Source organism: Amycolatopsis melonis (assembly GCF_040064235.1).
Classification (GTDB): domain Bacteria; phylum Actinomycetota; class Actinomycetes; order Mycobacteriales; family Pseudonocardiaceae; genus Amycolatopsis; species Amycolatopsis melonis.
This window is the reverse complement of the sequence record NZ_JBDZYD010000002.1, coordinates 428,854-453,403: the sequence shown is the minus strand read 5'-3', so window position 1 is coordinate 453,403 and position 24,550 is coordinate 428,854. Positions and strand designations below refer to the sequence as shown.

23 protein-coding genes are annotated in these 24,550 nt (G+C 72.0%); 10 read left to right on the top strand and 13 right to left on the bottom strand.

Annotation, left to right across the window (positions count from 1 at the left end; translation table 11 throughout):
* Positions 1-1,002: a LacI family DNA-binding transcriptional regulator gene (locus ABJI51_RS06615; RefSeq protein WP_348948713.1), complete on the bottom strand. Its 1,002-nt coding sequence runs from the start codon at positions 1,000-1,002 to the stop codon at positions 1-3.
* A gap of 125 nt (positions 1,003-1,127) precedes the next feature.
* Between ABJI51_RS06615 and ABJI51_RS06610 the strand changes: the two genes are divergently transcribed.
* From ABJI51_RS06610 to iolD, 8 genes are read left to right on the top strand one after another with little or no spacing between them, the layout of a single operon-like run.
* Positions 1,128-2,006, top strand: coding sequence for a TIM barrel protein (locus tag ABJI51_RS06610; RefSeq protein ID WP_348948283.1), 879 nt, complete (start codon positions 1,128-1,130; stop codon positions 2,004-2,006).
* 26 nt (positions 2,007-2,032) lie between these two features.
* Positions 2,033-3,034 (top strand): sugar ABC transporter substrate-binding protein, encoded by a 1,002-nt coding sequence (locus ABJI51_RS06605; protein ID WP_348948282.1) that lies wholly within the window; start codon positions 2,033-2,035, stop codon positions 3,032-3,034.
* Positions 3,031-4,074 (top strand): ABC transporter permease, encoded by a 1,044-nt coding sequence (locus ABJI51_RS06600; protein ID WP_348948281.1) that lies wholly within the window; start codon positions 3,031-3,033, stop codon positions 4,072-4,074. Before ABJI51_RS06605 ends, ABJI51_RS06600 begins: the two co-directional genes overlap by 4 nt.
* Positions 4,071-4,850, top strand: coding sequence for an ATP-binding cassette domain-containing protein (locus tag ABJI51_RS06595; protein WP_348948279.1), 780 nt, complete (start codon positions 4,071-4,073; stop codon positions 4,848-4,850). Before ABJI51_RS06600 ends, ABJI51_RS06595 begins: the two co-directional genes overlap by 4 nt.
* A gap of 34 nt (positions 4,851-4,884) precedes the next feature.
* The gene (gene iolC / locus ABJI51_RS06590) at positions 4,885-5,814 is read left to right on the top strand and encodes a 5-dehydro-2-deoxygluconokinase (RefSeq protein WP_348948277.1); all 930 of its coding nucleotides are present in this window, start codon (positions 4,885-4,887) and stop codon (positions 5,812-5,814) included.
* Entirely contained in the window at positions 5,811-6,545 is a 735-nt protein-coding gene (locus ABJI51_RS06585; RefSeq protein ID WP_348948276.1) for a Cgl0159 family (beta/alpha)8-fold protein, read from the top strand. Before iolC ends, ABJI51_RS06585 begins: the two co-directional genes overlap by 4 nt.
* On the top strand, positions 6,542-7,432 hold the full coding sequence (gene iolB, locus ABJI51_RS06580; RefSeq protein ID WP_348948274.1) for a 5-deoxy-glucuronate isomerase: 891 nt from the start codon (positions 6,542-6,544) through the stop codon (positions 7,430-7,432). The genes ABJI51_RS06585 and iolB overlap by 4 nt, the downstream gene beginning before the upstream one ends.
* Positions 7,429-9,264 (top strand): 3D-(3,5/4)-trihydroxycyclohexane-1,2-dione acylhydrolase (decyclizing), encoded by a 1,836-nt coding sequence (iolD, locus tag ABJI51_RS06575; protein ID WP_348948272.1) that lies wholly within the window; start codon positions 7,429-7,431, stop codon positions 9,262-9,264. The genes iolB and iolD overlap by 4 nt, the downstream gene beginning before the upstream one ends.
* Here the strand turns inward: iolD and ABJI51_RS06570 are convergent.
* Positions 9,249-10,184 carry an Lrp/AsnC family transcriptional regulator gene (locus ABJI51_RS06570; protein WP_348948270.1) on the bottom strand — a complete coding sequence of 312 codons (936 nt, stop codon included), beginning with the start codon at positions 10,182-10,184 and terminating at the stop codon, positions 9,249-9,251. The genes iolD and ABJI51_RS06570 overlap by 16 nt on opposite strands.
* A gap of 85 nt (positions 10,185-10,269) precedes the next feature.
* Here ABJI51_RS06570 and ABJI51_RS06565 point away from each other — a divergent pair, with 85 nt between their 5' ends.
* Both ABJI51_RS06565 and ABJI51_RS06560 read left to right on the top strand, forming a co-directional pair.
* Positions 10,270-11,064 (top strand): VOC family protein, encoded by a 795-nt coding sequence (locus tag ABJI51_RS06565; RefSeq protein WP_348948268.1) that lies wholly within the window; start codon positions 10,270-10,272, stop codon positions 11,062-11,064.
* Entirely contained in the window at positions 11,061-11,552 is a 492-nt protein-coding gene (locus ABJI51_RS06560; protein WP_348948266.1) for a DoxX family protein, read from the top strand. Before ABJI51_RS06565 ends, ABJI51_RS06560 begins: the two co-directional genes overlap by 4 nt.
* Here ABJI51_RS06560 and ABJI51_RS06555 read toward each other — a convergent pair.
* The 11 genes from ABJI51_RS06555 to ABJI51_RS06505 all read right to left on the bottom strand — a co-directional run bounded on the left by ABJI51_RS06555 (position 11,542) and on the right by ABJI51_RS06505 (position 24,543).
* The gene (locus tag ABJI51_RS06555) at positions 11,542-12,486 is read right to left on the bottom strand and encodes a TolB-like translocation protein (protein WP_348948264.1); all 945 of its coding nucleotides are present in this window, start codon (positions 12,484-12,486) and stop codon (positions 11,542-11,544) included. The genes ABJI51_RS06560 and ABJI51_RS06555 overlap by 11 nt on opposite strands.
* A complete protein-coding gene (locus ABJI51_RS06550; RefSeq protein ID WP_348948263.1) occupies positions 12,483-13,715 on the bottom strand; it encodes an MFS transporter in 1,233 nt (410 codons plus the stop codon). The genes ABJI51_RS06555 and ABJI51_RS06550 overlap by 4 nt, the downstream gene beginning before the upstream one ends.
* A gap of 89 nt (positions 13,716-13,804) precedes the next feature.
* Positions 13,805-15,361, bottom strand: coding sequence for a discoidin domain-containing protein (locus ABJI51_RS06545; RefSeq protein ID WP_348948711.1), 1,557 nt, complete (start codon positions 15,359-15,361; stop codon positions 13,805-13,807).
* A 261-nt stretch (positions 15,362-15,622) separates the two neighbouring features.
* Positions 15,623-16,786 (bottom strand): epoxide hydrolase family protein, encoded by a 1,164-nt coding sequence (locus ABJI51_RS06540; protein WP_348948261.1) that lies wholly within the window; start codon positions 16,784-16,786, stop codon positions 15,623-15,625.
* A 2-nt stretch (positions 16,787-16,788) separates the two neighbouring features.
* Positions 16,789-17,223, bottom strand: a complete 435-nt coding sequence (locus tag ABJI51_RS06535; protein ID WP_348948259.1) for a MarR family winged helix-turn-helix transcriptional regulator — start codon at positions 17,221-17,223, stop codon at positions 16,789-16,791.
* A gap of 20 nt (positions 17,224-17,243) precedes the next feature.
* A complete protein-coding gene (locus ABJI51_RS06530; protein ID WP_348948257.1) occupies positions 17,244-18,308 on the bottom strand; it encodes an NAD(P)-binding domain-containing protein in 1,065 nt (354 codons plus the stop codon).
* 44 nt (positions 18,309-18,352) lie between these two features.
* Entirely contained in the window at positions 18,353-19,573 is a 1,221-nt protein-coding gene (locus ABJI51_RS06525; RefSeq protein ID WP_348948710.1) for a GGDEF domain-containing protein, read from the bottom strand.
* A gap of 236 nt (positions 19,574-19,809) precedes the next feature.
* Positions 19,810-20,640, bottom strand: a complete 831-nt coding sequence (locus ABJI51_RS06520) for an SRPBCC family protein (RefSeq protein WP_348948255.1) — start codon at positions 20,638-20,640, stop codon at positions 19,810-19,812.
* 86 nt (positions 20,641-20,726) lie between these two features.
* The gene (locus tag ABJI51_RS06515) at positions 20,727-21,581 is read right to left on the bottom strand and encodes an FAD binding domain-containing protein (RefSeq protein ID WP_348948254.1); all 855 of its coding nucleotides are present in this window, start codon (positions 21,579-21,581) and stop codon (positions 20,727-20,729) included.
* Positions 21,578-24,019 carry a xanthine dehydrogenase family protein molybdopterin-binding subunit gene (locus ABJI51_RS06510; protein ID WP_348948252.1) on the bottom strand — a complete coding sequence of 814 codons (2,442 nt, stop codon included), beginning with the start codon at positions 24,017-24,019 and terminating at the stop codon, positions 21,578-21,580. Before ABJI51_RS06510 ends, ABJI51_RS06515 begins: the two co-directional genes overlap by 4 nt.
* A complete protein-coding gene (locus ABJI51_RS06505; RefSeq protein WP_348948250.1) occupies positions 24,019-24,543 on the bottom strand; it encodes a (2Fe-2S)-binding protein in 525 nt (174 codons plus the stop codon). Before ABJI51_RS06505 ends, ABJI51_RS06510 begins: the two co-directional genes overlap by 1 nt.
* Between the last annotated feature and the right edge of the window lie 7 nt (positions 24,544-24,550).

The following is a 24,550-nucleotide window of genomic DNA, read 5'->3' as shown; positions in this document are numbered from 1 at the left end:
TCATGACCTTCCTGTCGCGGAAAACGGGGCGGTGGTCGCACGGACCACCAGGGAGGGGTGCAGCAGGTGCCGGACCGGCTCCGTGCGCTCCCCGCGGACGCGCTCGATCAGCGCTTCGAAGGCCAGCCGCGCCATGTCCTTGCGCGGCTGGTCGATCGTGGTCAGGGAAAGGTGCCGCAACGCGGCGAGCGAGGTGTTGTCGTAGCCGACGACCGAGACGTCCCCCGGCACCCGCAGCCCCGCCTCTTCCAGCGCCGAGATCGCCCCCACGGCGTTGAAGTCGTTGCCGGAGACCAAGCCCGTGGGCAGCTCCGCGCGCGAGTACGCGGCCAGCAGCTCGCGCACGGCCTTCTCGCCCCCGATGTCGGTGTGCTCGCTGCGCACGACGATCGGCTCCAGGCCGTGCCGCCGCATCGCCGCCTCGAAACCGCGCCGTCGCTGCGCCGCTCCGGCCGCGCCGCCGCCGTCGAGGTGCGCGATGCGCCGGTGCCCGAGGCCGACCAGGTGGTCCACGGCCAGCGCGGACCCCGCCTCGCCGTCGTCGTTCACCGTGTCCACTGTGGACGCCCGCGTCGTCCGGGACACCAGCACGACCGGGCACTGCCGGGCGGCGACCTGGATCGCCGAGGCAGGGACGACCGGGGAGAGCAGGATGATCCCGGCCGGGCGGAAGGAAAGCAGGTTGTGCAGGGCGTTCCACTCCCGCGTGGGACTGCGGCCGCCGGTGTTGAGGATCAGGTCGAACCCCGCGGCCTGCGCGGCGGTGTCCAGCTCTTCGACGATGTCGGCGAAGAAGGCGTTGCGCAGGTCGTTGACCATCACGCCGAGCACCGTGGACGTGCGGCTGGCCAGCGACCGCGCCATCACGTGCGGCTGGTAGCCGAGTTCTTCGGCCGCACGCAGCACGGCCGCGCGCCGGGCTTCGGAGACCTTCGGTGAATTGTTCATCACCAGGGAGACCAGCGCGCGGGAAACTCCCGCACGCGCGGCGACGTCCTCCATCGTCGGGCGCACCGTCCGCACCTCCCTGAGCACCGGAAACCCACCCTTGACTTTGCTGTGACGGACGCTACAAGATTAGAGCGCTCTAATCAATAGAGCGCTCCAACGGACCAACGGAGGCCCCTGTGACAGCGACGTTCCGAGTAGCCGCCGCGCCGATCTCCTGGGGCGTCTGCGAAGTCCCGGGCTGGGGCCGCGTGCTGGACGCGGCCACCGTGCTCGGCGAGATGGCGGAACTGGGCGTCCAGGCCACCGAGCTGGGCCCGCCCGGCTACCTCCCGCGCGACCCCGCCCAGCTGCGCGAGCTGCTCGGCCGGTACGGCCTGACGCTCGTCGGCGGCTTCCTCGCCGTCGTGCTGCACGAAAACCCGGAGAACGCGCTGAAGGAGGCCGAGGAGTCGGCCGCGCTGTTCGCCGCCTGCGGGGGCGACGTCCTCGTGCTCGCCGCCGCCACCGGTCTCGACGGCTACGACGACCGCCCGCGGCTCTCCGACGCCGAATGGGCGACGCTCGTCGAAACCGCCGGCAAGATCCGGGACATCGCGGCCCGCCACGGCCTGCGCACGGTGCTGCACCCGCACGTCGGGACGCACGTGGAGCAGCAGGCCGAGGTCGAGCGGTTCCTCGACGGCTCCGATCTCGGGTTGTGCCTGGACACCGGGCACCTGATGATCGGCGGGACGGATCCGGTGGAGCTGGCGAAGCGGTATCCCGAACGGGTGGGGCACGTGCATCTCAAGGACGTCCGGGAAGACCTCGCGGCCGAGGTCCGCGCGGGCAGGCTCGGCTACACCGAAGCGGTCGGGCGGGGCCTGTACACCCCGCTCGGCGAGGGGGATGTGGACGTGGCGGCGATGGTGCGCTCCGTCCAGGCGGCAGGCTACGACGGCTGGTACGTCCTCGAACAGGACACCGCCCTCGGCGCGGAGAGTCCCGACGACCTACCCCGGCGGGACACCGAGCGCAGCCTGGCCCACCTCACGAAGATCATCGGCTCTCTGTAGACCCCCCTGGTCCCAAAGGAGTGACTGTGTTTTCCCTCAAGAAGCTGGCAGGCGTGGCGGCGATCGCCGCCACCGGCCTCGTGCTCTCCGCGTGCAGCGGCCCCGCGGCCGACAACTCGAACAGCAACAACAACCCCAGTTCCGCGACCGTCGCGGCGCCGAACGCTGGCGGCCCGCTCAAGGTCGCCGTCGTCACCCACGGCAGTGCCGGCGACGCCTTCTGGAACGTCGTCAAGAACGGCGCCGAGCAGGCGGGCAAGGACCTGAACGTCGGCGTCGACTACTACTCCGACGGCGACCCGGGCAACCAGGCCAAGCTGATCGACAACGCCGTCGCGCAGAAGGTCGGCGGCCTGGTCGTCTCGATGGCCAACCCGCAGGCCCTGCAGACGTCGATCCAGAACGCGGTCAAGGCGGGCATCCCGGTCATCACGATCAACTCCGGCGAGGACTCCAGCGCGGCGTTCGGCGCGATCGCGCACGTCGGGCAGAGCGAGGGCCTCGCGGGCCAGGGCGCCGGCCAGCGGCTGAAGGCGGCAGGCAAGACCAAGCTGCTGTGCGTCATCCACGAGGCGGGCAACATCGGCCAGAACCAGCGCTGCGACGGCGCGAAGCAGACCTTCGGCAACGTCACCACGCTGCAGGTCGACATCTCCAACCCGACCGACGCACAGGCCCGCATCCGCGGCGCCCTGCAGTCCGACCCGTCGATCGACGCGGTGCTGGCGCTGAACTCGCAGGTCGCGGCCCGTGCCGTCGCCGCCGCGAAGGAGGCGAGCTCCAAGGCCCAGGTGGCGACGTTCGACCTGAACGCCGACGTCGTCGCGGCCATCAAGGACGGCAGCATCCTCTTCGCCGTCGACCAGCAGCAGTACGAGCAGGGCTACCTGCCGATCGTGTTCCTCAAGCTGTACAAGGAGAACGGCAACACCATCGGCGGCGGCAAGCCGGTGCAGACCGGCCCCGGCTTCGTCGACAAGACCAACATCGACACCATCGCCCCGTACGCCCAGCGTGGTACCCGATGACCGCAGCAATCCAGGCACAACCCGACGAACGCATAGCCAGTAAGAGCCTGATCGACCGGCTGGTCGTCCGGCCCGAGATCGGCGCGCTGCTCGGCGCGGTGCTGGTGTTCGTGTTCTTCTCCGTCGTCACCAGCCAGTTCCTCAGCCCGCTGGGCGTGGCGACCTGGCTGGACGACTCCTCGACGCTGGGCATCATGGCCGTCGTGGTCGCGCTGCTCATGGTCGGCGGCGAGTTCGACCTCTCCGCCGGCGTCATGACGGCGTCGACGTCGCTGGTAACGGCGATCCTGGCAACGCAGGCGGGCTGGAACGTCTGGCTCGCGCTCCTGGTGTCGCTGGCGTTCGCCCTGGGCGTCGGCGCCTTCAACGGCTGGCTGGTGATGAAGACCGGCCTGCCCAGCTTCATCGTCACGCTGGGGTCGTTCCTCGCGCTGCAGGGGCTCAACCTCGGCGTGACACGGCTGGTCACCAACACCGTCCAGGTGTCGGGGATGCGCTCGACCAGCGGTTACGAGTCGGCGGGCGCGCTGTTCGCGTCCACTTTCGACATCGGCGGCACACAGTTCCAGTCGTCGATCGTCTGGTGGATCGTGGTCACGGCGATCGCCGCCTGGCTGCTGGTGCGGACCCGGTTCGGGAACTGGATCTTCGCCGTCGGCGGGTCGCAGGTGTCGGCCCGCTCGGTCGGCGTGCCGGTGGTGCGCACGAAGATCCTGCTGTTCATGGGCACCGCGCTCGGCGCGTGGCTGGTCGGCTCGATCAACATCCTGCGCTTCGCCAGCGTGCAGGCCAACCAGGGCATCGGGCTGGAGTTCCAGTACATCATCGCCGCGGTGATCGGCGGCTGCCTGCTCACCGGCGGGTTCGGCTCGGCGGTGGGCGCGGCGATCGGCGCGCTGATCTTCGGCATGGCGCGGCAGGGCATCGTGTTCGCGCAGTGGAACAGCGACTGGTTCATGCTGTTCCTCGGCATCATGCTGCTGGCCGCGGTCCTGGTCAACAACGCCTTCCGGCGCCGTGCGGAGAGGGTACGCCGATGAGCCTGCTGGAAGTCCGCGACATCGGGAAGACCTACGGCAGCGTGATCGCGCTGCGCGATGTGTCCACTGTGGTCAATGCCGGTGAGGTCACCTGCGTGCTCGGCGACAACGGCGCCGGGAAGTCCACTTTGATCAAGATCCTGGCCGGCGTGCACCAGCACGACCGCGGCGAGTTCCTCGTCGAGGGCGAGCCGGTGCGGTTCTCCTCGCCGCGCGAGGCACTGGACCGCGGGATCGCGACGGTGTACCAGGACCTCGCCGTGGTCCCGCTGATGAGTGTCTGGCGGAACTTCTTCCTCGGCTCCGAGCCGACGACCGGGTTCGGCCCGTTCCGGATGCTCGACCGCAGGAAGGGCCGCGAGACGACCAAGAAGGCGCTGTCCGACATGGGCATCGACCTGCGTGACGTCGAGCAGCCGGTCGGGACGCTCTCGGGTGGTGAACGCCAGTGTGTCGCCATCGCGCGGGCGGTCTACTTCGGCGCGAAGGTGCTGATCCTCGACGAGCCGACGGCCGCGCTGGGCGTCAAGCAGGCCGGGGTCGTGCTGAAGTACGTCGCGCAGGCCCGTGACCGCGGGCTCGGCGTCGTGCTGATCACGCACAACCCGCACCACGCCTACCCGGTGGCCGACCGGTTCCTGCTGCTCAAGCGGGGTGCCGCGCTCGGGCACTACGAGAAGTCCGAGATCGGCATCAACGAGCTGACCCGGCAGATGGCGGGCGGTGCCGAACTGGAAGCACTGGAACACGAGCTGCGGCAGGTGGAGAAGGCGTGAGCCCCGCCGACGCACTCTTTCCCGCGGAGGCGGCATGACCATCGAGGCGTTGACGATCGGCCGGGTCGGGGTCGACCTCTACCCGGAGCAGAGCGGGGTCCCGCTGGCCGGGGTCAGCACGTTCGCCAAGTCGCTCGGCGGGACCGCGACCAACGTCGCGGTCGCCGCCGCGCGGCTGGGCCGCCGCACGGCCGTGCTCACCAAGGTCGGGCCGGACGGCTTCGGCGACTACGTCCGGCAGGCACTGGACGGCTTCGGGGTCTCACCGTCCTATGTGGGCACTTCCCCGGAGCTGCAGACACCCGTGGTGTTCTGCGAGCTGAACCCGCCCGCGGACCCGCCGCTGCTGTTCTACCGCTCCCCCATCGCCCCGGACCTCACCCTGACCGACGACGACGTGCCGTGGGACGTCGTGGAGTCGGTGCCGCTGCTGTGGGTCACCGGCACCGGCGTCTCCGCCGAGCCCGCGCGGGCCACCCAGCGGAAGATCCTCGAAGCCCGGGGACGGCGGGAGCACACCGTGCTGGACCTGGACTACCGGCCGATGTTCTGGCCCTCGGTCGAGGAGGCGCGGGCGGAGATCGGGGCGATGCTCGACCACGTGACGGTCGCGGTCGGCAACCGCACCGAGGTGGAGGTCGCCGTCGGCACCGCGGACCCCGACACCGCCGCGGACCGGATGCTCGACCGCGGGCTGCGGCTGGCCGTGATCAAGAAGGGCGCCGAAGGCGTGCTGGTGGCGACCCCGGACGGCCGCTGGACCGTCCCGCCGCAGCGCGTCGAGGTCGTCTGCGGGCTCGGCGCGGGCGACGGCTTCGGCGGCGCCCTGATCCACGGTCTCCTCGCGGGCTGGGACCCGGTGCGCATCGCGGAGTACGCGAACGCGGCGGGCGCGCTCGTGGCGTCCCGGCTGGCCTGCGCCGACGCCATGCCGACCGCGGAGGAGATCGAGGAGCTGCTGTGATCCTCACCGACGAGCGGTGGCGGGACCTGCTGCACGTCCGCGCCACGGACCCGGGCGCGGTCCGGCAGGCCTACGCGACCCGCAAGCGGCGGTCCCGGCTGCTGTCCGACCAGGGCACCCTGTTCCTGGTCGCCGCCGCCGAGGGGGACGGCGAGGGCCGGCGGACGCTGCTGGAGCGGCTGCTCACCGCGCTGGAGAACCCCGCTGTCGACGGCGTCCTCGGCACCCCGGACGTCGTCGAGGAGCTGCTCCTGCTCGGCGCCCTGCACGACAAGGTCGTCTTCGGGGCGATGAACCCCGGCGACCGGTTCACCGGCTACGACGCCCGCACGCTGGTCGACTGCGGCCTCGACGGCGGACGGCTGCTGCTGCGCCTGCCCGGCACCGCCGCGGCACTGCAGGCCTGCGCCGACGCCGTCACCGAGCTGGCCGCGTACGGCCTGATCGCCCTGATCGAGCTGCCGGAGGACCCGGCGCCGACAGCGCGGGCGGTCGCGGTCGCGTCCGGCCTCGGGACGACGTCGGCGCACACCTGGCTGCGGCTGCCGCCCCCGGAGTCGGCCGCCGTCCTGGACGCCACGACGCTGCCGGTGGTGCTCCGCGACGCGCCGTCGGACTGGATGCTGTCGCACCCGGTCGTCCGCGGCCTGGTCCTGGACCACACCCGGCTCGGCGGGAACGCCGGGGCTGCCGTCGAAGCCGCCGCAACGGCACTGGAGGCCGCGAAGTGAGCAAGCTGCACCGTCCTTTCGGGACACTGTCCGACGACGCCGACCCGGTCCGGCTCACCCCCGACAGCGCGGGCTGGACCTACACCGGGCTGCGGGTCCTGGGCCTGGCGCCGGGCGAGACGCGGGTCGTCCACACGGGTGAGTACGAGGCGTTCGTGCTGCCCCTGTCCGGCTCGGCGACCGTCCGGGTCGACGGCCAGGCCTTCGAACTCCGCGGCCGCGACTCGGTCTTCACCCGGGTCACCGACTTCGCCTACGTGCCGCGCGAAGCCGAAGTCGAGGTGTCGGCAAGGGACGGTCTCGAAGTCGCGCTGCCGATGGCACGCTGCACCCGCCGTCTGGAACCGAAGTACGGACCGGCCGAAGACGTCCCGGTCGAGGTGCGCGGCGCCGGGCAGGCGACGCGGCAGGTGACCAACTTCGGCGTCCCGGGGGTGTGGGACCACGCCGACAAGCTCAACGCCTGCGAGCTGATCACCCCGGGCGGCAACTGGTCGTCCTACCCGCCGCACAAGCACGACGAGGCGTCCGAGTGCGAGGTCGTCAACGAGGAGATCTACTACTTCCGCATCGCCGGCCGCGACGGCGTGACGCCCTCGCGCGAAGGCTTCGGCCTGCACCGGACGTACACGGGCGACGGCGAGCTGGACGAGGACGTCGCCGTGCGCGACCACGACGTCTTCCTCGTCCCGCGCGGGTATCACGGGCCGTGCGTGGCCGCGCCCGGCTACCCGATGTACTACCTGAACGTCCTGGCCGGGCCCGCTCCCGAACGGTCGATGGCGTTCTGCGACGACCCCGCGCACGGGTGGGTCCGCGACACGTGGGCGGCGCAGGACCCCGACCCGAGATGTCCCGTCACAAGTCACGAAGGGCGTGTTCAGTGAAACTCACGACGGCTCAGGCGCTGGTCCGCTGGCTTCTCGCGCAGCGGTCGGAAACCCTGGACGGGCGCGAAGTCCCGTTGTTCCCCGGCGTGTTCGCGATCTTCGGGCACGGCAACGTCCTCGGCCTCGGCACCGCGCTGGAGGAGCACCGCGGCGACATCCCGGTCTGGCGCGGGCACACCGAGCAGGGCATGGCGCTGGCCGCGGTCGGCTACGCGAAGGCCACGCACCGGCGGCAGGTCGGCGTCGTGACGTCGTCGATCGGACCGGGCGCACTGAACATGGTGACCGCGGCGGGCGTCGCGCACGCGAACCGGCTGCCGGTGCTGCTCCTGCCCGGCGACACGTTCACCAACCGGGCACCGGACCCGGTGCTGCAGCAGATCGAGCCGTTCGGCGACGCGACGGCCACGGTGAACGACGCCTTCCGCGCGGTCTCCCGCTACTTCGACCGGATCACCAGGCCCGAGCAGCTGATCTCGACGTTGCCGCAGGTCGCCCGGGTGCTCACGGACCCGGCCGACGCCGGGCCGGTCACCCTCGCGCTGCCGCAGGACGTCCAGGCGGAGACCTACGACTTCCCGGAGGCGCTGTTCGAGCCGGTGCTGCACCGGCCGCTGCGGCCGCGCCCGGACCGGCGGTCGGTCACCGAGGCGGCAGCGGTCCTGCGGTCGGCGCACCGGCCCCTGCTCGTGCTCGGCGGCGGTGTCCGGTACTCCGGTGCCGGGCAGCGGGCGCTCGACTTCGCCGAGCGGCACGGCATCCCCGTCGTGGAGACGACCGCGGGCCGGACGCTGGTGCCGCACGACCACCCGTTGCACGCGGGCCCGCTGGGCATCACGGGCTCGACGTCGGCGAACGCCGTGGCCGCGGCCGCGGACGTGGTCCTCGCGGTCGGGACGCGGCTGCAGGACTTCACGACCGCGTCGTGGACGGTCTTCTCCCCCGACGCCCGGCTGGTGACGCTGAACGCGGCCCGGTTCGACGCGGTCAAGCACGGCGCGCTGGCCGTCGTCGGGGACGCCGACGCCGGTCTCGTGGACCTGTCGGCGCAGTTGGAGAGCTGGCGCGTGGACACGTCGTGGACCGCGCGGGCGGCGGCCGAGCGGGCGTCGTGGGACGCGCACATCGGCTCGCTGCGTTCGGCTGCCGGGGACATCCCGTCGTATGCGCAGGTGGTCGGCGTGGTGAACGACCTGTCCGCGGCGGACGACTACGTCATGACGGCGTCCGGCGGCCTGCCGGGCGAGCTGATCGGCGGCTGGCGCGGGTCCGGGTCGCTGTCGATGGACGTCGAGTACGGCTTCTCGTGCATGGGCTACGAGCTGTCCGGCGCGTGGGGCGCGGCGATCGCGTGGCCGGGCCTGGTGACGACGCTGCTGGGCGACGGCTCGTACCTGATGCTGAACTCCGAGCTGTTCTCGGCGGCGTTCGCGGGCCACCCGTTCGTCGCGGTGGTGTGCGACAACGACGGCTACGCGGTGATCGCCCGGCTGCAGGAGGGCCAGGGCGGCAAGCCGTTCAACAACTTCTACGCCGACTGCACGACTTCGCATGCCTCGCCGCCGCGGGTGGACTTCGCCCGCCACGCGGAGTCGCTGGGCTGCCTGGTGTTCACGGCGTCCACAGTGGACTCGCTGCGGGAGGCCTACGCGGCCGCCCGCGAGGCGGCGGTGACGCAGCGGCGTCCCGCCGTGGTCGTGGTGAAGACGCAGCCGTCGGCGTGGACCGAAGCCGGGGCCTGGTGGGAGGTCGGCGTGCCGGAGCACCTGGCCGGGCGGGACGGGTACGAGCGCGGCAAGGGCGGGCAGGTCCGCTACCTGCGGTCCTGAGCCGGCGCGAACCGCTTGGTGCAGGCGGAGATCACCGCGGTTTCGACCCGCTCGACACCCGGGCGCACGCCCACCCGCTCGTAGACGTACCGGTACAGGTGCTCGGCATCCCGGCACACCACCACGGCCAGCAGGTCGTGGCTGCCGGTCGTCGCGGCGACGTACGCGACCTCGGCGTCCGCGGCCAGCTGCCGGGACACCTCGGCGGCCCGCGCCGGGGTCACGGTCAGCCACAGCAGGCACTGGGCCCGGCAGCCGAACAGGGCGGGATCCACCTCGACGTGGAACCGCAGCAGGCCGCGCAGGTCCTCGAGACGGCGGCGGACGGCGGATTCGGACCAGCCGACGCGGGCGGCGAGGTCCGCGCAGGCCGCCCGCCCGTCCGCAGCCAGTGCGGGCAGCAGCCGCCGGTCCAGCTCCGCCGTCCGGACCGGCTGCGGCCCGTACTCCGGTACCCGCAGCGCGTCGGCCTGCTCGGCCGTGAGCGCCGAGGTCCGCCCCGCCCACGAACGGTCCATGAGGGGGCGGAGGAGCTGCTGCACGCTGACGCCGGTGACGTGCGGGTGGCGGCTCAGCCCGGCGGGCGGGGCCGCGCCGTCGCCGGTCCGGAAGACGCAGGCGACCTCGCTGCCCCCGGACAGCACCGTCACCCACGCCGTGTCGGCGTGCCCGGCGAGGGTCCGGGCGAGCCCGGCGGCGCCGTGCGGGAGGACGCGCAGCCGGACGAGCCATTCGGTCCGGTCGCGGGGCGTGGCGCTGACGCGGACGGCGCCGGCCGCGCGGAGGCGGGCGAAGCGGCGGGCGACCGTGCGGTCCGAGACGTCCAGGACGGTCGCGATCCGGCTGAACGGCGCACGGGCGTCCAGCTGGAGCGCGTGCAGCAGCCGCCGGTCCAGCGGGTCGAGCGTGACGGATTCCACCCGGACAGGGTAGTGCGGCGCCGGATTCCGGCGTGCGGGTTTCCGGCTGCTGCCCCGGCGGCGCCGCCCACCGCACGATCAGCCCATGACCATCGACGGCTTCCACCACACCGGCGTCGTGACCCGCGACCTCGACGGGCTCGCCGCCCGGTACACCGCGCTCGGGTTCGCCGTGAGCCCGCGCTCGCGCCATCTGCTCAGCCCGGAACCGGGCTCGCCCCCGGTGCCCGGCTGCACCGCGAACCAGTGCGTCTACCTCGGCAACGCGTACATCGAGCTGCTGGGCATCCTCGACGAGACCTCGCCCGATCCGTGGCACAGCCGCACCATGGGCACGGGCTTCCGGCTCCTCAACTTCGAAACCCCCGACGCCGCGGCCGCGGCGGAGGCGCTGGCGTCCGCCGGGGTCCCGGCTTCCGGCGTGCTCGACCTGGAGCGCGACGTCCGCACCCCGGACGGCGTCCGCACGCTGCGGGCGCGCGCGGTGCACCTCGACCCGCGGCGGACACCGGAGGGGTACGTCGGCGTGGCCCAGCACCTGACGCGCGACCACGTGCGGGGCGTGGCGCACCCGAACGGTGCCCGCCGCCTCGCCGCGGTGCGGATCTCGGCCGCGGACACCGACTTCGACGCGATCGTGGACCGGTACGCCCGGCTGCTCGGCCTCCCGTCCGCGCCGCCGGGACCGATCGCCGTGCTGCCGGCGGGGGACGCGCGGCTGGAGATCGTCCGCGGTCCGGTCTCCCGGCTCGAGGCGATGACGATCGCGGTCGCCGACCTCGCCCACGCCCGCCGGACCGTCGAAGCGGGCGGCACCCCGGTCACCGCCACCGGCAGCGGCTTCTGCGCCGGGTGCCTGTTCTTCGAGGAGACGGCATGACGTTCGCGCTGTTCGCCGGGACGAGCCTGCTGTTCCGGCTGCTGGGCGCGCGCGGCGTCCGGCGCTTCGCGACCTGGCCGGTGAGCGCGGCCCACGGCCTCGCGGTCATGCTGGTGGCGACCGCGTCCGCGCACTTCGCCCCGGACGGCCTCGGGTTCATGCCGGGCCACGGCTCGCTGACCGCGATGGTCCCGCCGTTCGTGCCGTTCCCGTCACTGGTCGTCTGGGTGACCGGCGTGCTGGAGCTGGCCGGCGCGCTCGGGCTCGTCGTGGCACGCACCCGCCGGGCGGCCGGATGGTGCCTGGCCGCGCTGTTCGTCTGCCTGCTCCCGGCGAACGTGCACGCCGTCGCCGCGGACGTCGCACTCGGCGGCCAGGCCCCGCCTCCGCTGTGGGCCCGGCTTCCGGAGCAGGCCGTCTACATCGCGGTCGCGGTGGCCGCCGCACGATGGCGGACCGCCAGTACTGTCAGGACCGTCAGCCGGTGACGGCGGGCGAGGCCGCGTCGGCGACGAGCTGCCGCGGAGTGCCGGACCCGTCGGCCGGGACCGCCCACACGGCGTTGTCCAGCCCGTAGAGCACGGTGTGGTCGTCCTGCCACAGCGCCTGGTCGTCCACGCTGCGTGTCTCGGCCAGCTCGGTTTCCTTCAGGCTCGCCAGCTCCAGCACCGACAGCCGCCAGGTGCCCTCGGCGGTCTTCTTCTTGAACGCCACGCGCGTGCCGTCCGGGGACAGCGACGGGCACTCGACGTTCTCCCGCAGGGTCTTGCCGCGGAAGCGCCCGTAGTCGGCTTCGACGAGGTACGTGCGGCCCTTGCTGCCGAGGGTGGCGTAGAAGCGGTTGCCGTCGGCGGCGAAGGTGATGCCCCAGTAGTTGACGTCGGGGGCGAAGTACCGCTTGCCGCCGGTGAACACCGGCAGCTCCTCGATCGACTTGGTCAGCCGTCCGCTGTCCACTGTGTATATTCCGGCGCGCGTCGAGAAACCCGTTGCCGCGTAGGAATCACCGGTGACGAACAGGGTCCAGTAGACGCGCTTGCCGTCCGGGGAGACGCGGGCCCGGCTCGGCGTGCCGGGAAGGCTTTCGGTGTGGCGGACGCCGAAGCGGCCGTCGAGGACGAGGACGTCGGTCACCGCCGGCAGCGTGCCCGGCTGCACGGCCAGGCACACCGCGGTCTGCTTCGCCACCGCGAACCGGTCGCACTTCAGGCCGCTGAGCTGCGGTTTCGCCGTCGGGTCGGTCAGCGGGACGGCGCCGACGCGGCCGGTCGAGACACTGCGGAACAGCAGCTGCCCCGGCGCGAGGGTGAGCTGGGCGGCGGGCCCGGCTTCCGCGGTGTCCTGCCGCGCGCTGACGACGTAGGTCACGGCCGCGGCGGCGAGCACGGCGGTGGCGGCGAGGGCGATGACGAGTTTCTTCACGGGCGCACCGGTTTCACGAGGGCGGCGGCGAGGGCGACGGCGGCCAGGCAGCCCGCGGCGACGAGCACCGCGGGCCGCAGGTCCCACAGCGTCCACGCCAGTCCGAAGAGGACGGACGAGAGCATCCGGGCGACGGCCTGCCCGGTCTGCACGACGGCCATCCCGGTGGCCCGCAGGTCCGCCGGGATGAGCGGCCCGGCGGCGGCCATCAGGACGCCGTCGGTGGCCGCGTAGAACACGCCGTGCAGGGCGAGCGCGACCACCGCGAGCCAGAGCCCGGCCCGCGGGCCGCACAGCAGCACCAGCGCCAGGCACAGCGCGGCGTGCCCGCCGAGGAACACCGGCCAGCGGCCGATCCGGTCGGCGAGCCTGCCCAGCGGCACGGCGAGCACCAGGTAGACCCCGGCAGTGCCCAGCGGCAGCAGCGGGAACCAGGTCGCCGCGATCTCCCACCGCCGCTGCAGGACGAGGTAGACGAACGAGTCCCCGACCGTCACCAGGCCCAGCAGCGCGGCCCAGAGCGCGACGCGCCGGAAGTCCCTGGCCCGCAACAGGCCGAACGCGGCCCGCGCGGACACCGCGGCCCGGCCGGCGCTGCCGGGGTGGTCCCGGACGAACAGCACGAGCAGCAGCACGGCGATCGCCGCAATGCAGAAGCTGGTGAAGAACACCGACGTGTAGCTGCCGAGGCTGAGCGCGAGCACCGCCATCGCCACCAGCGGCCCGAGGAAGGCGCCGACGGTGTCGAGCGCGCGGTGCACGCCGAACGACCGGCCGAGCGCGTCCGGGGCACTGCTGAGGGAGATCAGCGCGTCCCGCGGGGCGGTGCGCACGCCCTTGCCGGTGCGGTCGGCGGCGAGGACGACCCCGATCGCGGCGACCGACGAGCCGGCCGCGACCAGGCCGAGCTTGCACACCGCGGACAGGCCGTACCCGAGCCCGGCGACGGCCTTGAGCCGCCGCCACCGGTCGGCGAGGTGCCCGCCGAGCACCCGCACGACCGCGGTGGCGCCCGCGTAGAGCCCATCGAGCAGGCCGAACTGCAGCGGGTTCAGCCCGAGGCCGAGCACCAGGTAGAGCGGCAGGACGGCGGTGACCATCTCGGAGGAGACGTCGGTGACCAGGCTGACCATGCCCAGCGCGACGACGTTGGCGGAGACCCGTTTCAGCGCGGGCTTGCGGTCGGTCCCGGCCGCCAGGTCCGAGGTCCGGCTTGTCGCGATGTACATGCCCGTTCTCCTGGTGTCGCGGGTTCGAGGGCCGGGGTGAGCGCCCCGATGTGGCGTTGGTCAAGCCACACCGGGGCGCTCGGACGGAACTAGTGGCAGGTGTAGGTGGGGCTGCTGTCGAGGACCTTGCCGTCGACGCCGATCAGCTGCGTCTGGAAGCTCGTGTCCGTCATCGACAGCTTCAGGACACCGAAGGTCTTCAGCAGCTTCGCGGTCGTCGAGTGCGCGGGGCTCAGGTTGTAGAGGTTCGCCCCGCCGGTTCCGCCGACGATCTCGACCGGGCCGTTCGCGTCCGCCTGGCCGTCGGCGTTCTGGGGCACGAACCGCTCGTAGTTGTGGTCGTGTCCGTTGAGGACCAGGTCGACCTTGTTGGCCACCATGAGGTTCCACAGCTCGATGCTGTCGTCGTTGTCGCCGTGGTCACCGGAGCTCCAGCGCGGGTGGTGCCAGTACGCCGCGACGCAGCCCTTCGTGTTGTTCGCCAGGTCCTGCTTCAGCCACTCCAGCTGCTCGGCCGGGCCGAAGTCGTGGGTGGCGAAGTCGTTGGAGTCAAGGGCGATGAAGTGCCAGTTGCCCATTTCCCAGCTGTAGTACCGCTTGCCCTGCGGCTTGGCGATGGCGCCGAAGTAGTCCTCGTAGCCCTTGAACGGTGTGTCGTCGTAGGTCTCGTGGTTGCCGGGGATCGGCTTGAGCTTGCTCTTGAACCGGCCCCACGTGGTGTCGAAGTAGGACTTGAAGTCCGACAGGTGGGCGTCGTCGTATTGGTTGTCGCCCATGGTGATCACCGCGGCGGGGTTCATCGCCTCGACGAGCTTCGCCGTCTTCGGGTGGACGCAGCTGGAGCTGCTCGCGGTGCACCGCTCGGCGATGTCCCCGGCCGCGGCGAGGACGAATCCCGCGCTCCCGGCCGCGGTCTTCACGGTGATCGGCGTGCCGGACGGCGAGACGTTGCCCGCGGTGTCCCGGGCGCGGACGGCGTAGGTGTAGCTCGTCTCCGGCGTCAGCCCGGTGTCGGTGTAGGACGTCGTCGCGCTGGTCGCCACGACCGTGCCGTTGCGGAGGATGTCGTAGCCGGCGACGCCGACGTTGTCGGTGGAGGCACCCCACGTCAGCGCGACGCTGGTGGCGGTCGTCGCCCCGGCGGTCAGCCCGGACGGCGTGGTCGGGGGCTGGGTGTCGCCGGAGGCGTCGGTGACGCCGAAGACCTGCATTTCCCAGAAGGAGTAGCCGTAGCTCGTGCCGCGGGTGAGGCCGACGAAGCGGACGTAGCGGCCGTGCCCGTTCAGCCCGCCGAGGTCGTCGATCTTGCCGTCGCCGGTGTCGATGCTGGCGATGGGGCTGAACTGCGTGCCGTCGTCGGAGACCTCGATGCGGTACTTCTTGGCGTAGGCGGCTTCCCAGTTGAGGACGACGCGGTGGACGGTGGCGGCCTGGCCGAGGTCGATCCGCAGCCACTGCGGGTCGGAGCCCTCGGCGCTGGCCCAGCGGGTGGTGGTGTTGCCGTCGACGGCCTTCGCGCCGGTGTAGGAGGACCCCTCGATACTGGAGGTGGCCACGGGTTTGCCCTGCGACAGCAGGACATCGGCGGCTTCGGTGGTGGCGGCCGCGGCAATGGCCGACGGCAGCAGCACCACGGCGGCGAGCACCGGGGTGATGCGGGCAAGAGGTCGTAGTCGTGACGAAGGCACGTCGCGCTCCTTACGGGCCTGGCGGTGGCTGGTGGGCTGCGGCGTCGGCTACTGTTAAGAAAGTTTCCTAACTAAAACGGACTGTAACGAGGCCCTGTCCCGGCTGACAAGACTTGTCCGGTCCTTGAATCGGTCAAGAGGGTGAATTCGCCCGCGTTTGCGCTGCTCAGGCCGTGTGTCGCTGAGCGGGGCACTGCTCCGCGGCGCGGGATGACCGAGCTACCGCCGCCCGCGGAAGGTGCGGCGCAGGTCCTCGACCCACCGGTCCGGGATCTCCCACGGGATGAAGTGCCCGCCGGTGTCGTGGACCGTGAGGTTGACGTGGTTGTACCAGGCGGCGCGGTCGCTTTCCAGGAAGTGCCGGACCCGGTCCTCAGTCCGCACCCCTGGCGGGTTTTCGTAGGCCACGAAGGTGATCCCGGTCGGCGTCTCGACCACCGGCCACCGGTCGTGCGACGGCGTCCACGGATACCGGTTGTTGTTGGCGTACGTGCGGATCGACGTGCCGATCGAGTTCGTGACCCAGAAGATCATCGCGTGGGTGAGCAGGTCGTCCTTGCCGAACACGCTTTCGACGTCCCCGCCGTTGTCGCTCCAGTTCACCCAGCGTTCGAGGATCCAGGCGAGCATCCCCGGCGGCGAGTCCGACAGGCCGTAGGACAGCGTGCTCGGGTCGAGCACGTGCGCGGCGAAGTGGACGGCGAACTTGTCCCCCACGGTGGCCAGCCGCGCACGGAAGTCGTTGAAGAAGTCCAGCGTCAGCCCGGATCCGATGTGGATCCCGTGCAGCTCGGCGGCGTACTTGTGCCCGAGCTGGCCGGTGACGAGGGCGCCGACGTCACACCCGGCGGCCGCGTACTTCTCGTAGCCGAGGACGCCGGTCATCAGCGTGTGCCAGAGGTCGGCGACCTTCCAGAAGTTCAGGTCCGGGTGCCGCGGCAGCGGACCGGAGAACCCGAAACCGGGGAACGACGGGATGATCACGTCGAACGCCTCGGCCGGGTCGCCGCCGTGCGCGCCCGGGTCGGCCAGCGGGCCGGCGACCCTGGACCAGTGCCAGAACGTCCACGGCCAGCCGTGGGTGAGGATCAGCGGCGTCGGGTCCGGGCCGGTTCCTGGCTTGCGCATGAAGTGCACCGGCACGCCGTCGACGTCGACGCGGTAGTGCTCGTAGGCGTTGATCGCGGCCTCGGCCCTGCGCCAGTCGTAGCCGGTGCGCCAGTACTCGACGAGTTCCTGCAGGTAGGCGCGGTTGACGCCGTAGGACCAGTCGTCGTTGCCCACGTCGTCCGGCCAGCGCGTCAGGTCGAGCCGCCGCCGGAGGTCGTCGAGCACCTCCTCGGGCACGTGGATCGGCGCCGGTGTCAACGGAAACGGCCGCATCGTCAGCTCCCCTGGCGGTTCAGGTCGACCATGCGCGCCAGCGCGGGCAACGCCGCCGCGATGGCCGCACGCTCCTTCGGGCCGAGGCGGCCGGCGAGTTCGGCGAGACGCGCCACGCGTTCGGCACGCCGTCCCTCCACGACCGCGCGGCCCGCGTCGGTGATGTGCACGAGGACCCCCCGGCCGTCCGCGGGGTCGGGACGGCGCTCCACCAGCCCGTCCCGTTCGAGCTTGGTGACGAGCTGGGAGATCGCCGACTGCGTGACCTGCTCGCTGGCCGTCAGGTCGGTGAGCCTGCTCGGGCCGGTGCCTGCCAGCGTGTGGAGCACCGACAGCGTCGTGAAGCTCCAGCGCTGCGCCGACGGCAGCCGGATGACCATCCGGGTGAAGTCCTCGAACACGGCCGTCAGCTCGGCGACGCTCAACTCGGCAGGCACAGCCGGACTATATCAGGAACTTAATTAGTTGCTAATGCTTTTCGGATCTCGGCGACGGCGGCCCGGCCCGCCCGGTTCGCCCCGACCGTGCTCGCCGACGGCCCGTACCCGACCAGGTGCAGCCGCGGCTCGCGGACCACCCGCGTGCCGTCCATGCGGATCCCGCCGCCCGGTTCCCGGAGGTGCAGCGGCGCGAGGTGGTCGATCGCCGCACGGAACCCGGTGGCCCACAGGATGACGTCGGCGTCGAAGCGGGAGCCGTCCGCCCACTCCACGCCGGACGGCACGATCCGGGCGAACATCGGCCTGCGGTCGAGGATCCCGGCGGCCCGCGCGGCGCGGACCTCGGGCGTCACGGCCAGGTCCGTCACGCTGACGACGCTTTCGGGCGGCAGCCCGGCGCGTACCCGCTCGGCGACCTTGGCGACGGCTGTGCGTCCCCAGTCCTCGCTGAAGGGTTCGTCCCGCCAGACCGGCGGCCGCCGGGTGACCCAGGCGGTCGCGCGGGCCAGCGGTGCGAACTCCATCAGCAGCTGGACGGCCGACGCGCCGCCCCCGACGACGACCACCCGCCGCCCGCGGAAGTCCTCCGGGCCGGTGTAGTCGGCGGTGTGCAGCTGACGGCCCGCGAAGGTCTCCTGGCCGGGGTAGTGCGGCCAGAACGGCCGGTCCCACGTCCCGGTCGCGCTGATGACGGCCCGCGCGGCCCAGGACTCGGCCGGGCTCGACACCACGAGCCGCTCCCCCGCCCGCGTCACCGACTGGACGTCGACGGGCCGCAGCACGGGCAGGTCGTAAACGCTTTCGAAGCGGGCGAAGTATTCGGACACGACTTCGGACGCCGGCCGCGTGACATCCGGGGAACCGAAAGCCATGCCGGGCAGGTCGTAGATGCCGTGCACCTTCCCGAGCACCAGGGACGGCCACCGGTACTGCCACGCTCCCCCGGCGCGTTTCCCGTGGTCGAGCACGACGAACCCGGTCCGGTTGGCGAACCCGGCCCGGCGCAGGTGGTAGGCGGCGGACAGGCCCGCCTGCCCGGCCCCGATCACCACCACGTCCGTCTCGTGATCCGCGCCGCTCATACCGGGTTCAACGGCTGCCCCGGCGGGCTATTTCGCGCCGTTCGTCACACGGCGACCTGGTTGCGCCCGGCTTCCTTGGCCCGGTACAGCGCCGCGTCGGCCGAGCGGAGGACGTCGTCGAGGGTGGGCCCGGCGTCGGGGTGCCGCGCGACGCCGATCGACACCGACAGGCCGTTCACCCGGACGGTGCCGCTCCCGGTCGAGATCGCCACGTCGAGCTCGCCGACCGCCACCCGGACCCGCTCGGCGATGGCGAGCACGTCGGCGCGGCCGATGCCGGGCAGCAGCACGACGAATTCTTCGCCGCCGAACCGGCCGACGGTGTCGCCCTGGCGCACCGAACCGGTGATCGCCACCGCGACGGCGGCGAGGACGTCGTCGCCGGTCAGGTGGCCGTAGGTGTCGTTGATGCGCTTGAAGTGGTCGAGGTCGATCATCAGCACGGCGTAGCCGCTCGCGGCGCGGCGCTGGGTGCGGGCGTGCTCGCGGACGGCGGATTCGTGCCAGCCGGTCGTGTTGAGCAGCCCGGTCTTCTCGTCGGTGACGGCGGCGACCTGCAGCTGCTGTTTCAGCAGCAGGTAGCGGTGCAGCAGCAGCAACGGCGCGACGACGAACACGACCAGCACCGGCTGCTCGACCAGCGCGAGCGCGGCGAGCCCGCCGAGGCAGAGGGTCGCCAGCTCGAAGGCGTTGTCCTCCCAGGTGCCGATCAGGTCCGCGGCGGAGCGCTGGCTGGTGTACAGGTAGATCCCGGTGGCGACGAGCCCGACGTTCACCAGCTCGAACACGGCGGCAGCCAGGCACAGCGCCACGACGCCGCGCGGCGTCTGCAACGGCGTCCCGTGCAGCCCGAAGAGCGCGAGAACGGACGAAGCGGCGAAGCACGACAACATCGCCCACGCCGTGCTGGCGACGAAGCGGTGCGCGGGGCGCGTACGCACCTGACGCCACACGCGCACCCACAGGTGGGTGTAGAGGACGACGGCGAGCAGCGCGACCCACGCCGGCGGCAGCAGGACGACCCCGGCGAGATACCAGACGGAGGTGACGTTGATGTGCGTCTGCCCGCTCATCCACCGCCGCAGCCGCTCGATGCGCCGCGACATCTCGGCCTGCGCCACCCCGAGGGCGACGAGCACCCCGAACCAGACGGGCCGGACGGGCCCGCCGAACCCGGTCACCAGCGCGGCCCCGGTGGCGACGACGGCGACCAGTTCACAGCCGAGGGCATAGGTGATCCACCTGGGTTTCGCCCCGGCCCACATTTCCCAGCGCGCAGGCCACCCCGGCCAGGCGGAAAGCGCATCCCGGCGCACGGCGGCCTGGGCTCTCAAGAGCGGAAGCCACCGACGAGACGGACCGGCATCGTGACGTACCCCTTGCGCGAAGTTCGGCCGACCAGGTAGCCCAGCGTAGCCGGTCGGACGACCGGCGTCGCCAGTCCGGGGGAATTCCGGGCAAAGCCGCTGCGCGGGGGACCGCTCAAGGTGGGTGTCGTGGGTTATTTGCGCAGGGCGCGCACGATGGCGACCACCCCGGCCAGCGCGGCAATCGCGACCAGCACGGGCACGAGCCGCTTGGCGACCGAGGGGCCCGCGTAGTCGAGCAGGTCGATGGCCTCGGTCTCCGGCGCGGCCGGGACACTCCGCAGGGGCGGACGGTCCGCGGGCTTGGCGGCGGGCCGGGGATCGGTGTTGATGTCGGCCGTGGTGGGGGCTTTCTTGACCGAAGGCTGCGGCGAGGCGACCGGCTCGGGGGTCGCGGCCGGGTCGGTTTCGGCCGAGGAGGCGGGCTTCGGCGAAGCGATCGGCTCGGCCCCGGCGGACGGCTCGGCCGGGGTGGCCGAGGGGCTCGGGCCGGCTTCCGCAGTCTCCTCCGCCGCCGGCTTCTCCGGTGCCAGCTTGCCCGACAGGCAGCCCGCGAAGGTGTCCAGGATCTTGCCGCCCACCTCGCTGATCAGCCCGCGGCCGAACTGCGCCGGCTTGCCCGTGATCGACAGGTCCGTGGCCACCGCTCCGTGCGTTCCGCCGTCGGTCTCCGTCAGCGTCAGCGTCACCGTGGCCGCCGCCGTTCCTGCTCCGCGGGCGTCCTTGCCCGAGGCCTTGATCGTGACCTTGCGTGCCTGCTCGTCCTTCTCCAGGAACTCGCCGTTTCCCTTGTACAGCAAGGAAATCGGCCCGAGCTTGACCTTCACCGTGCCGCTGAACCGGTCGCCTTCGACCTGGGTCAGCGTCGCGCCCGGCATGCACGGGGCGACGCGCTCGGGGTCGACCACCGCCTGCCAGACCTCGCCGATCGGGGCCGGGACGGTGAATTCGTGGTCGAGCCGCACGGCGCGACCTCCTTCCTCGAGACGGGCCTGCCGGACCCCACCCTAGCCGCCGGCGGGGCGGCGGCCAGGGTGAAGAACCGGCAGGCTCAGGCCCCCGCGGCCGCCGCGATCGCGCGGCCCGTCAGCACCTGGGCCAGGTGACGGCGATATTCGACGTCGGCGTTGCCGTCCACCGGCGGATTCGTGCCCTCCGCCGCGTGGGACGCCGCCGCGCCGATCGCTTCCGCCGTCGCCTGGGCGCCGACCAGCGCCGCCTCGACGGCCGTCGCGCGGACCGGGGTCGAGCCCATGTTCGTCAAGGCCACGCGGGCTTCCTCGATCACGCCCGCCTCGGTACGGACGGTGACCGCGACCGCGACCATCGACCACGCCTGGGCGACACGGTTGAACTTCTCGTAGTGCGCCCGCCACCCCGTGTGCTTGGGCACGCGGATCTCCACCAGCAGCTCGTCCGGGGCCAGCGCCGTGGTGAACAGGTCCTGGAAGAACTCCGCCGCGGGCACCGTCCGGCGACCCGACGGCCCGGCGATCACCAGCGACGCCTCCAGCGCCAGCACCGGCGCCAGCAGGTCACCGGCCGGGTCGGCGTGCGCGATCGCGCCGCCGAGTGTGCCGCGGTGGCGGATCTGCGGGTCGGCCACCGTGTCCGTCGCTTCCTTGAGCAACGCCGCGTGCTCGGCGACCAGCGCGTCCCGCTGGACGTCGTAGTGGGTCGTCATCGCGCCGATCACCAGCGCGTCGCCCTCCTCGCGCACGCCGCGCAGCTCCGGGACGCGCCCGAGGTCGACCAGCGTGGCCGGCGTGGCCAGCCGCATCCGCAGCACCGGCAGCAGGCTCTGCCCGCCCGCCAGGACCTTGGCGTCCTCGCCCGCCGACGCCAGCGCCTGCACCGCTTCGTCCACTGTGGACGGACGGACGTAGTCGAAGGGAGCCGGGATCACTGCGCACCTCCGGTCGCGTCGATCGAACCGAGCCCGCCACCGGCTTCGCCGCGGCCGGGGCCGCCCGCGTCGCTGGTGCCGTGCTGGATGGCGTGCCAGACCCGCATCGGGGTCAGCGGCATCTCGATGTCGTTCACCCCGAACGGCCGCAGCGCGTCGACCACCGCGTTGACCACCGCCGGGGTCGACGCGATGGTGCCCGCCTCGCCGACGCCCTTGGCGCCGAGCGGGTTCGTCGTCGACGGCGTTTCCGTGCGGTCGGTGGTGAACGACGGCAGGTCGGCCGCCGACGGCAGCAGGTAGTCGGCGAACGTGCCCGTCGTCAACGTGCCGCTCTCGTCGTGCTCGGTGCCTTCGAACAGCGCCTGCGCGATGCCCTGCGCGAGCCCGCCGTGCACCTGTCCCTCGACGATCAGCGGGTTCACCGCGACGCCGACGTCGTCGACGCAGACGTACGAGCGCAGCTTGATCCGGCCCGTCTCGGTGTCCACCTCGGCGGCGCACAGGTGCGTGCCGTGCGGGAACGAGAAGTTCTCCGGGTCGAACGTCGCGTCCGAGTCCAGTGACGGCTCGACCCCGTCGGGCAGGTTGTGCGCCGCGAACACCGCGAGCGCGACGTCGGCGATCGTCGTCGACGTCTCGGTGCCCTTGACGGTGAACTTGCCGCCGGCGAACTCGAGGTCGTCCTCGGCGCATTCGAGCAGGTGCGCCGCGATCGGCTTGGCCTTCGCGACGACCTTCTCGGCGGCCTTGACGACGGCGATCCCGCCGACGACCAGCGACCGCGAACCGTAGGTGTCCATGCCCTTGTGCGAGGACTGCGTGTCACCGTGGATGATCTCGACGTCCTCGAAGGCGACGCCCAGCTGGTCGGCGACGATCTGGCTCCACGCCGTCTCGTGGCCCTGGCCGTGCGCGGACGCGCCGGTGATGACCTCGACCTTGCCGGTCGGCAGCATCCGGATCGACGCGTGCTCCCAGCCGCCGGCGCCGTAGTCGAGCGAGCCGAGCACACGCGACGGCGCGAGCCCGCACATCTCGGTGAACGTCGAGATGCCGATGCCGAGCTGCACCTTGTCCTTCGCCGCGCGGCGCCGCTGCTGCTCGGCGCGCAGGCCGTCGTAGTCGAACAGCTGCTTGGCCTTCTCGGTGGCGGCCTCGTAGTCGCCCGAGTCGTAGGTCAGCCCGCACACCGTGGTGAACGGGAACTCCTCGTGCTTGATCCAGTTCTTCTCCCGCAGCTCCAGCGGATCCATGCCGAGTTCGACGGCGAGCTCGTCCATGATCCGCTCGATCGCGAACGTCGCTTCCGGGCGCCCGGCGCCGCGGTAGGCGTCGGTGAGCGTCGTCGTCGTGTACACGTTGGTGCAGGCGAAGTGGTACGCCGGGATCTTGTAGATCGCGTTGAACATGAACGCGCCGAGGATCGGGACACCCGGTCCGACCAGGCCGTTGTACGCGCCGAGGTTGGCCAGCAGCTCGACCTTGAGACCGGTGACGCGGCCGTCGCGGGTGGCCGAGACGGTGATGTCCTGGATCTGGTCGCGGCCGTGGTGCGCGGCGAGCATGGTCTCCGAGCGGGACTCGTTCCACTTGACCGGCTTGCCGAGCTTCTGCGCAACCAGCAGCGCCATCATCTCTTCCGGCAGGACGCCGATCTTGCCGCCGAAGCCGCCGCCGACGTCCGGGGCGATCACGCGCAGCTTGTGCTCGGGGATGCCGAGCGTCAGCGCCGACATCACGCGCAGGATGTGCGGGATCTGCGTGGCCGACCACATGGTGATCTGCGTGCCGGTCGGGTCGACGACGCACGCGCGTGGCTCCATGAAGGCCGGGACCAGGCGCTGCTGGCGGAAGCGCCGCTTGAGCACGACCTCCGCCGAGCTGATCGCGTCCTCGACGTTGCCGCCGGTGCCCGCCTCGGCGGAGTCGAACTTCCAGACCGCGCTCGTGTTGGTGCCGAGGTCCTCGTGGACCAGCGGGGCGCCGTCGGCGATCGCGGCTTCCATGTCGAGGACGACCGGCAGCTCGTCGTACTCGACGTCGATCTCCTCAAGCGCGTCGTGCGCTTCGGCCGACGACCGCGCGACGACGACCGCGACGCCCTCACCGGCGAAGTTGACCTGGCCGTCGGCGAGCACCGGGCGGCGCGGCGCCTTCATGTCCGGCGTGATCGGCCACGCGCAGGGCATGCCGATCGAGCCGTCCGGGTCGAGGTCCTTCGCGGTGTAGACGGCGACGACACCGGAGGCGTTCTTCGCCGCCGAGGTGTCGATCGAGACGATCCTGGCGTGCGCGAACGGGCTGCGCAGGACGGCCAGGTGCAGCATGCCGGGCAGCGTGATGTTGTCGGTCCACCGCGTGCGGCCGGTGATGAGCCGCTCGTCCTCCTTGCGGCGGCGGGACTTGCCGACCTCCGGTTCGAGCGTGGCGGTCATCAGTCACCCCCCACGCCGGCGTGCTTGCTCTCGGCGATCCGCTCGGCTTCGGGCCCGGCGCCGGGACTCATGTGCTTCGCGGCGTCGCGCACCGCGCGGACAATGTTCTGGTAACCGGTGCAGCGGCAGAGGTTGCCTTCGAGCCCTTCGCGGACGGCCTGCTCGTCCGGGTCGGGGTTGTCGGCCAGCAGGTCGATCGACTGCATGATCATGCCGGGGGTGCAGAACCCGCACTGCAGCGCGTGGTTGTCGTGGAACGCCTTCTGCACCGGGTGCAGCTGCCCGTCCCTGGCCAGCCCTTCGATGGTGGTGACCTCGCAGCCGTCGGCCTGGACGGCCAGCACGGAGCAGGACTTCACGCTGTGCCCGTCCAGGTGGACGGTGCAGGCACCGCAGTTGCTGGTGTCGCAGCCGACGACGGTGCCGACCTTGCCGAGCCGTTCGCGCAGGTAGTGCACGAGCAGGGTGCGGGGCTCGACTTCGTCGGTGTACTTCGTCCCGTCGACAGTGACGGTGATGCGCATCAGGCCT

Bases quoted from the DNA above. Each gene is read 5' to 3' on its own strand.
- ABJI51_RS06615 (WP_348948713.1), bottom strand. From the start codon at position 1,002: ATGGAGGACGTCGCCGCGCGTGCGGGAGTTTCCCGCGCGCTGGTCTCC.
- ABJI51_RS06600 (WP_348948281.1), top strand. From the start codon at position 3,031: ATGACCGCAGCAATCCAGGCACAACCCGACGAACGCATAGCCAGTAAG.
- ABJI51_RS06595 (WP_348948279.1), top strand. From the start codon at position 4,071: ATGAGCCTGCTGGAAGTCCGCGACATCGGGAAGACCTACGGCAGCGTG.
- iolC (WP_348948277.1), top strand. From the start codon at position 4,885: ATGACCATCGAGGCGTTGACGATCGGCCGGGTCGGGGTCGACCTCTAC.
- ABJI51_RS06565 (WP_348948268.1), top strand. From the start codon at position 10,270: ATGACCATCGACGGCTTCCACCACACCGGCGTCGTGACCCGCGACCTC.
- ABJI51_RS06560 (WP_348948266.1), top strand. From the start codon at position 11,061: ATGACGTTCGCGCTGTTCGCCGGGACGAGCCTGCTGTTCCGGCTGCTG.
- ABJI51_RS06550 (WP_348948263.1), bottom strand. From the start codon at position 13,715: ATGTACATCGCGACAAGCCGGACCTCGGACCTGGCGGCCGGGACCGAC.
- ABJI51_RS06540 (WP_348948261.1), bottom strand. From the start codon at position 16,786: ATGCGGCCGTTTCCGTTGACACCGGCGCCGATCCACGTGCCCGAGGAG.
- ABJI51_RS06530 (WP_348948257.1), bottom strand. From the start codon at position 18,308: ATGAGCGGCGCGGATCACGAGACGGACGTGGTGGTGATCGGGGCCGGG.
- ABJI51_RS06525 (WP_348948710.1), bottom strand. From the start codon at position 19,573: ATGTGGGCCGGGGCGAAACCCAGGTGGATCACCTATGCCCTCGGCTGT.
- ABJI51_RS06510 (WP_348948252.1), bottom strand. From the start codon at position 24,019: ATGACCGCCACGCTCGAACCGGAGGTCGGCAAGTCCCGCCGCCGCAAG.
- ABJI51_RS06505 (WP_348948250.1), bottom strand. From the start codon at position 24,543: ATGCGCATCACCGTCACTGTCGACGGGACGAAGTACACCGACGAAGTC.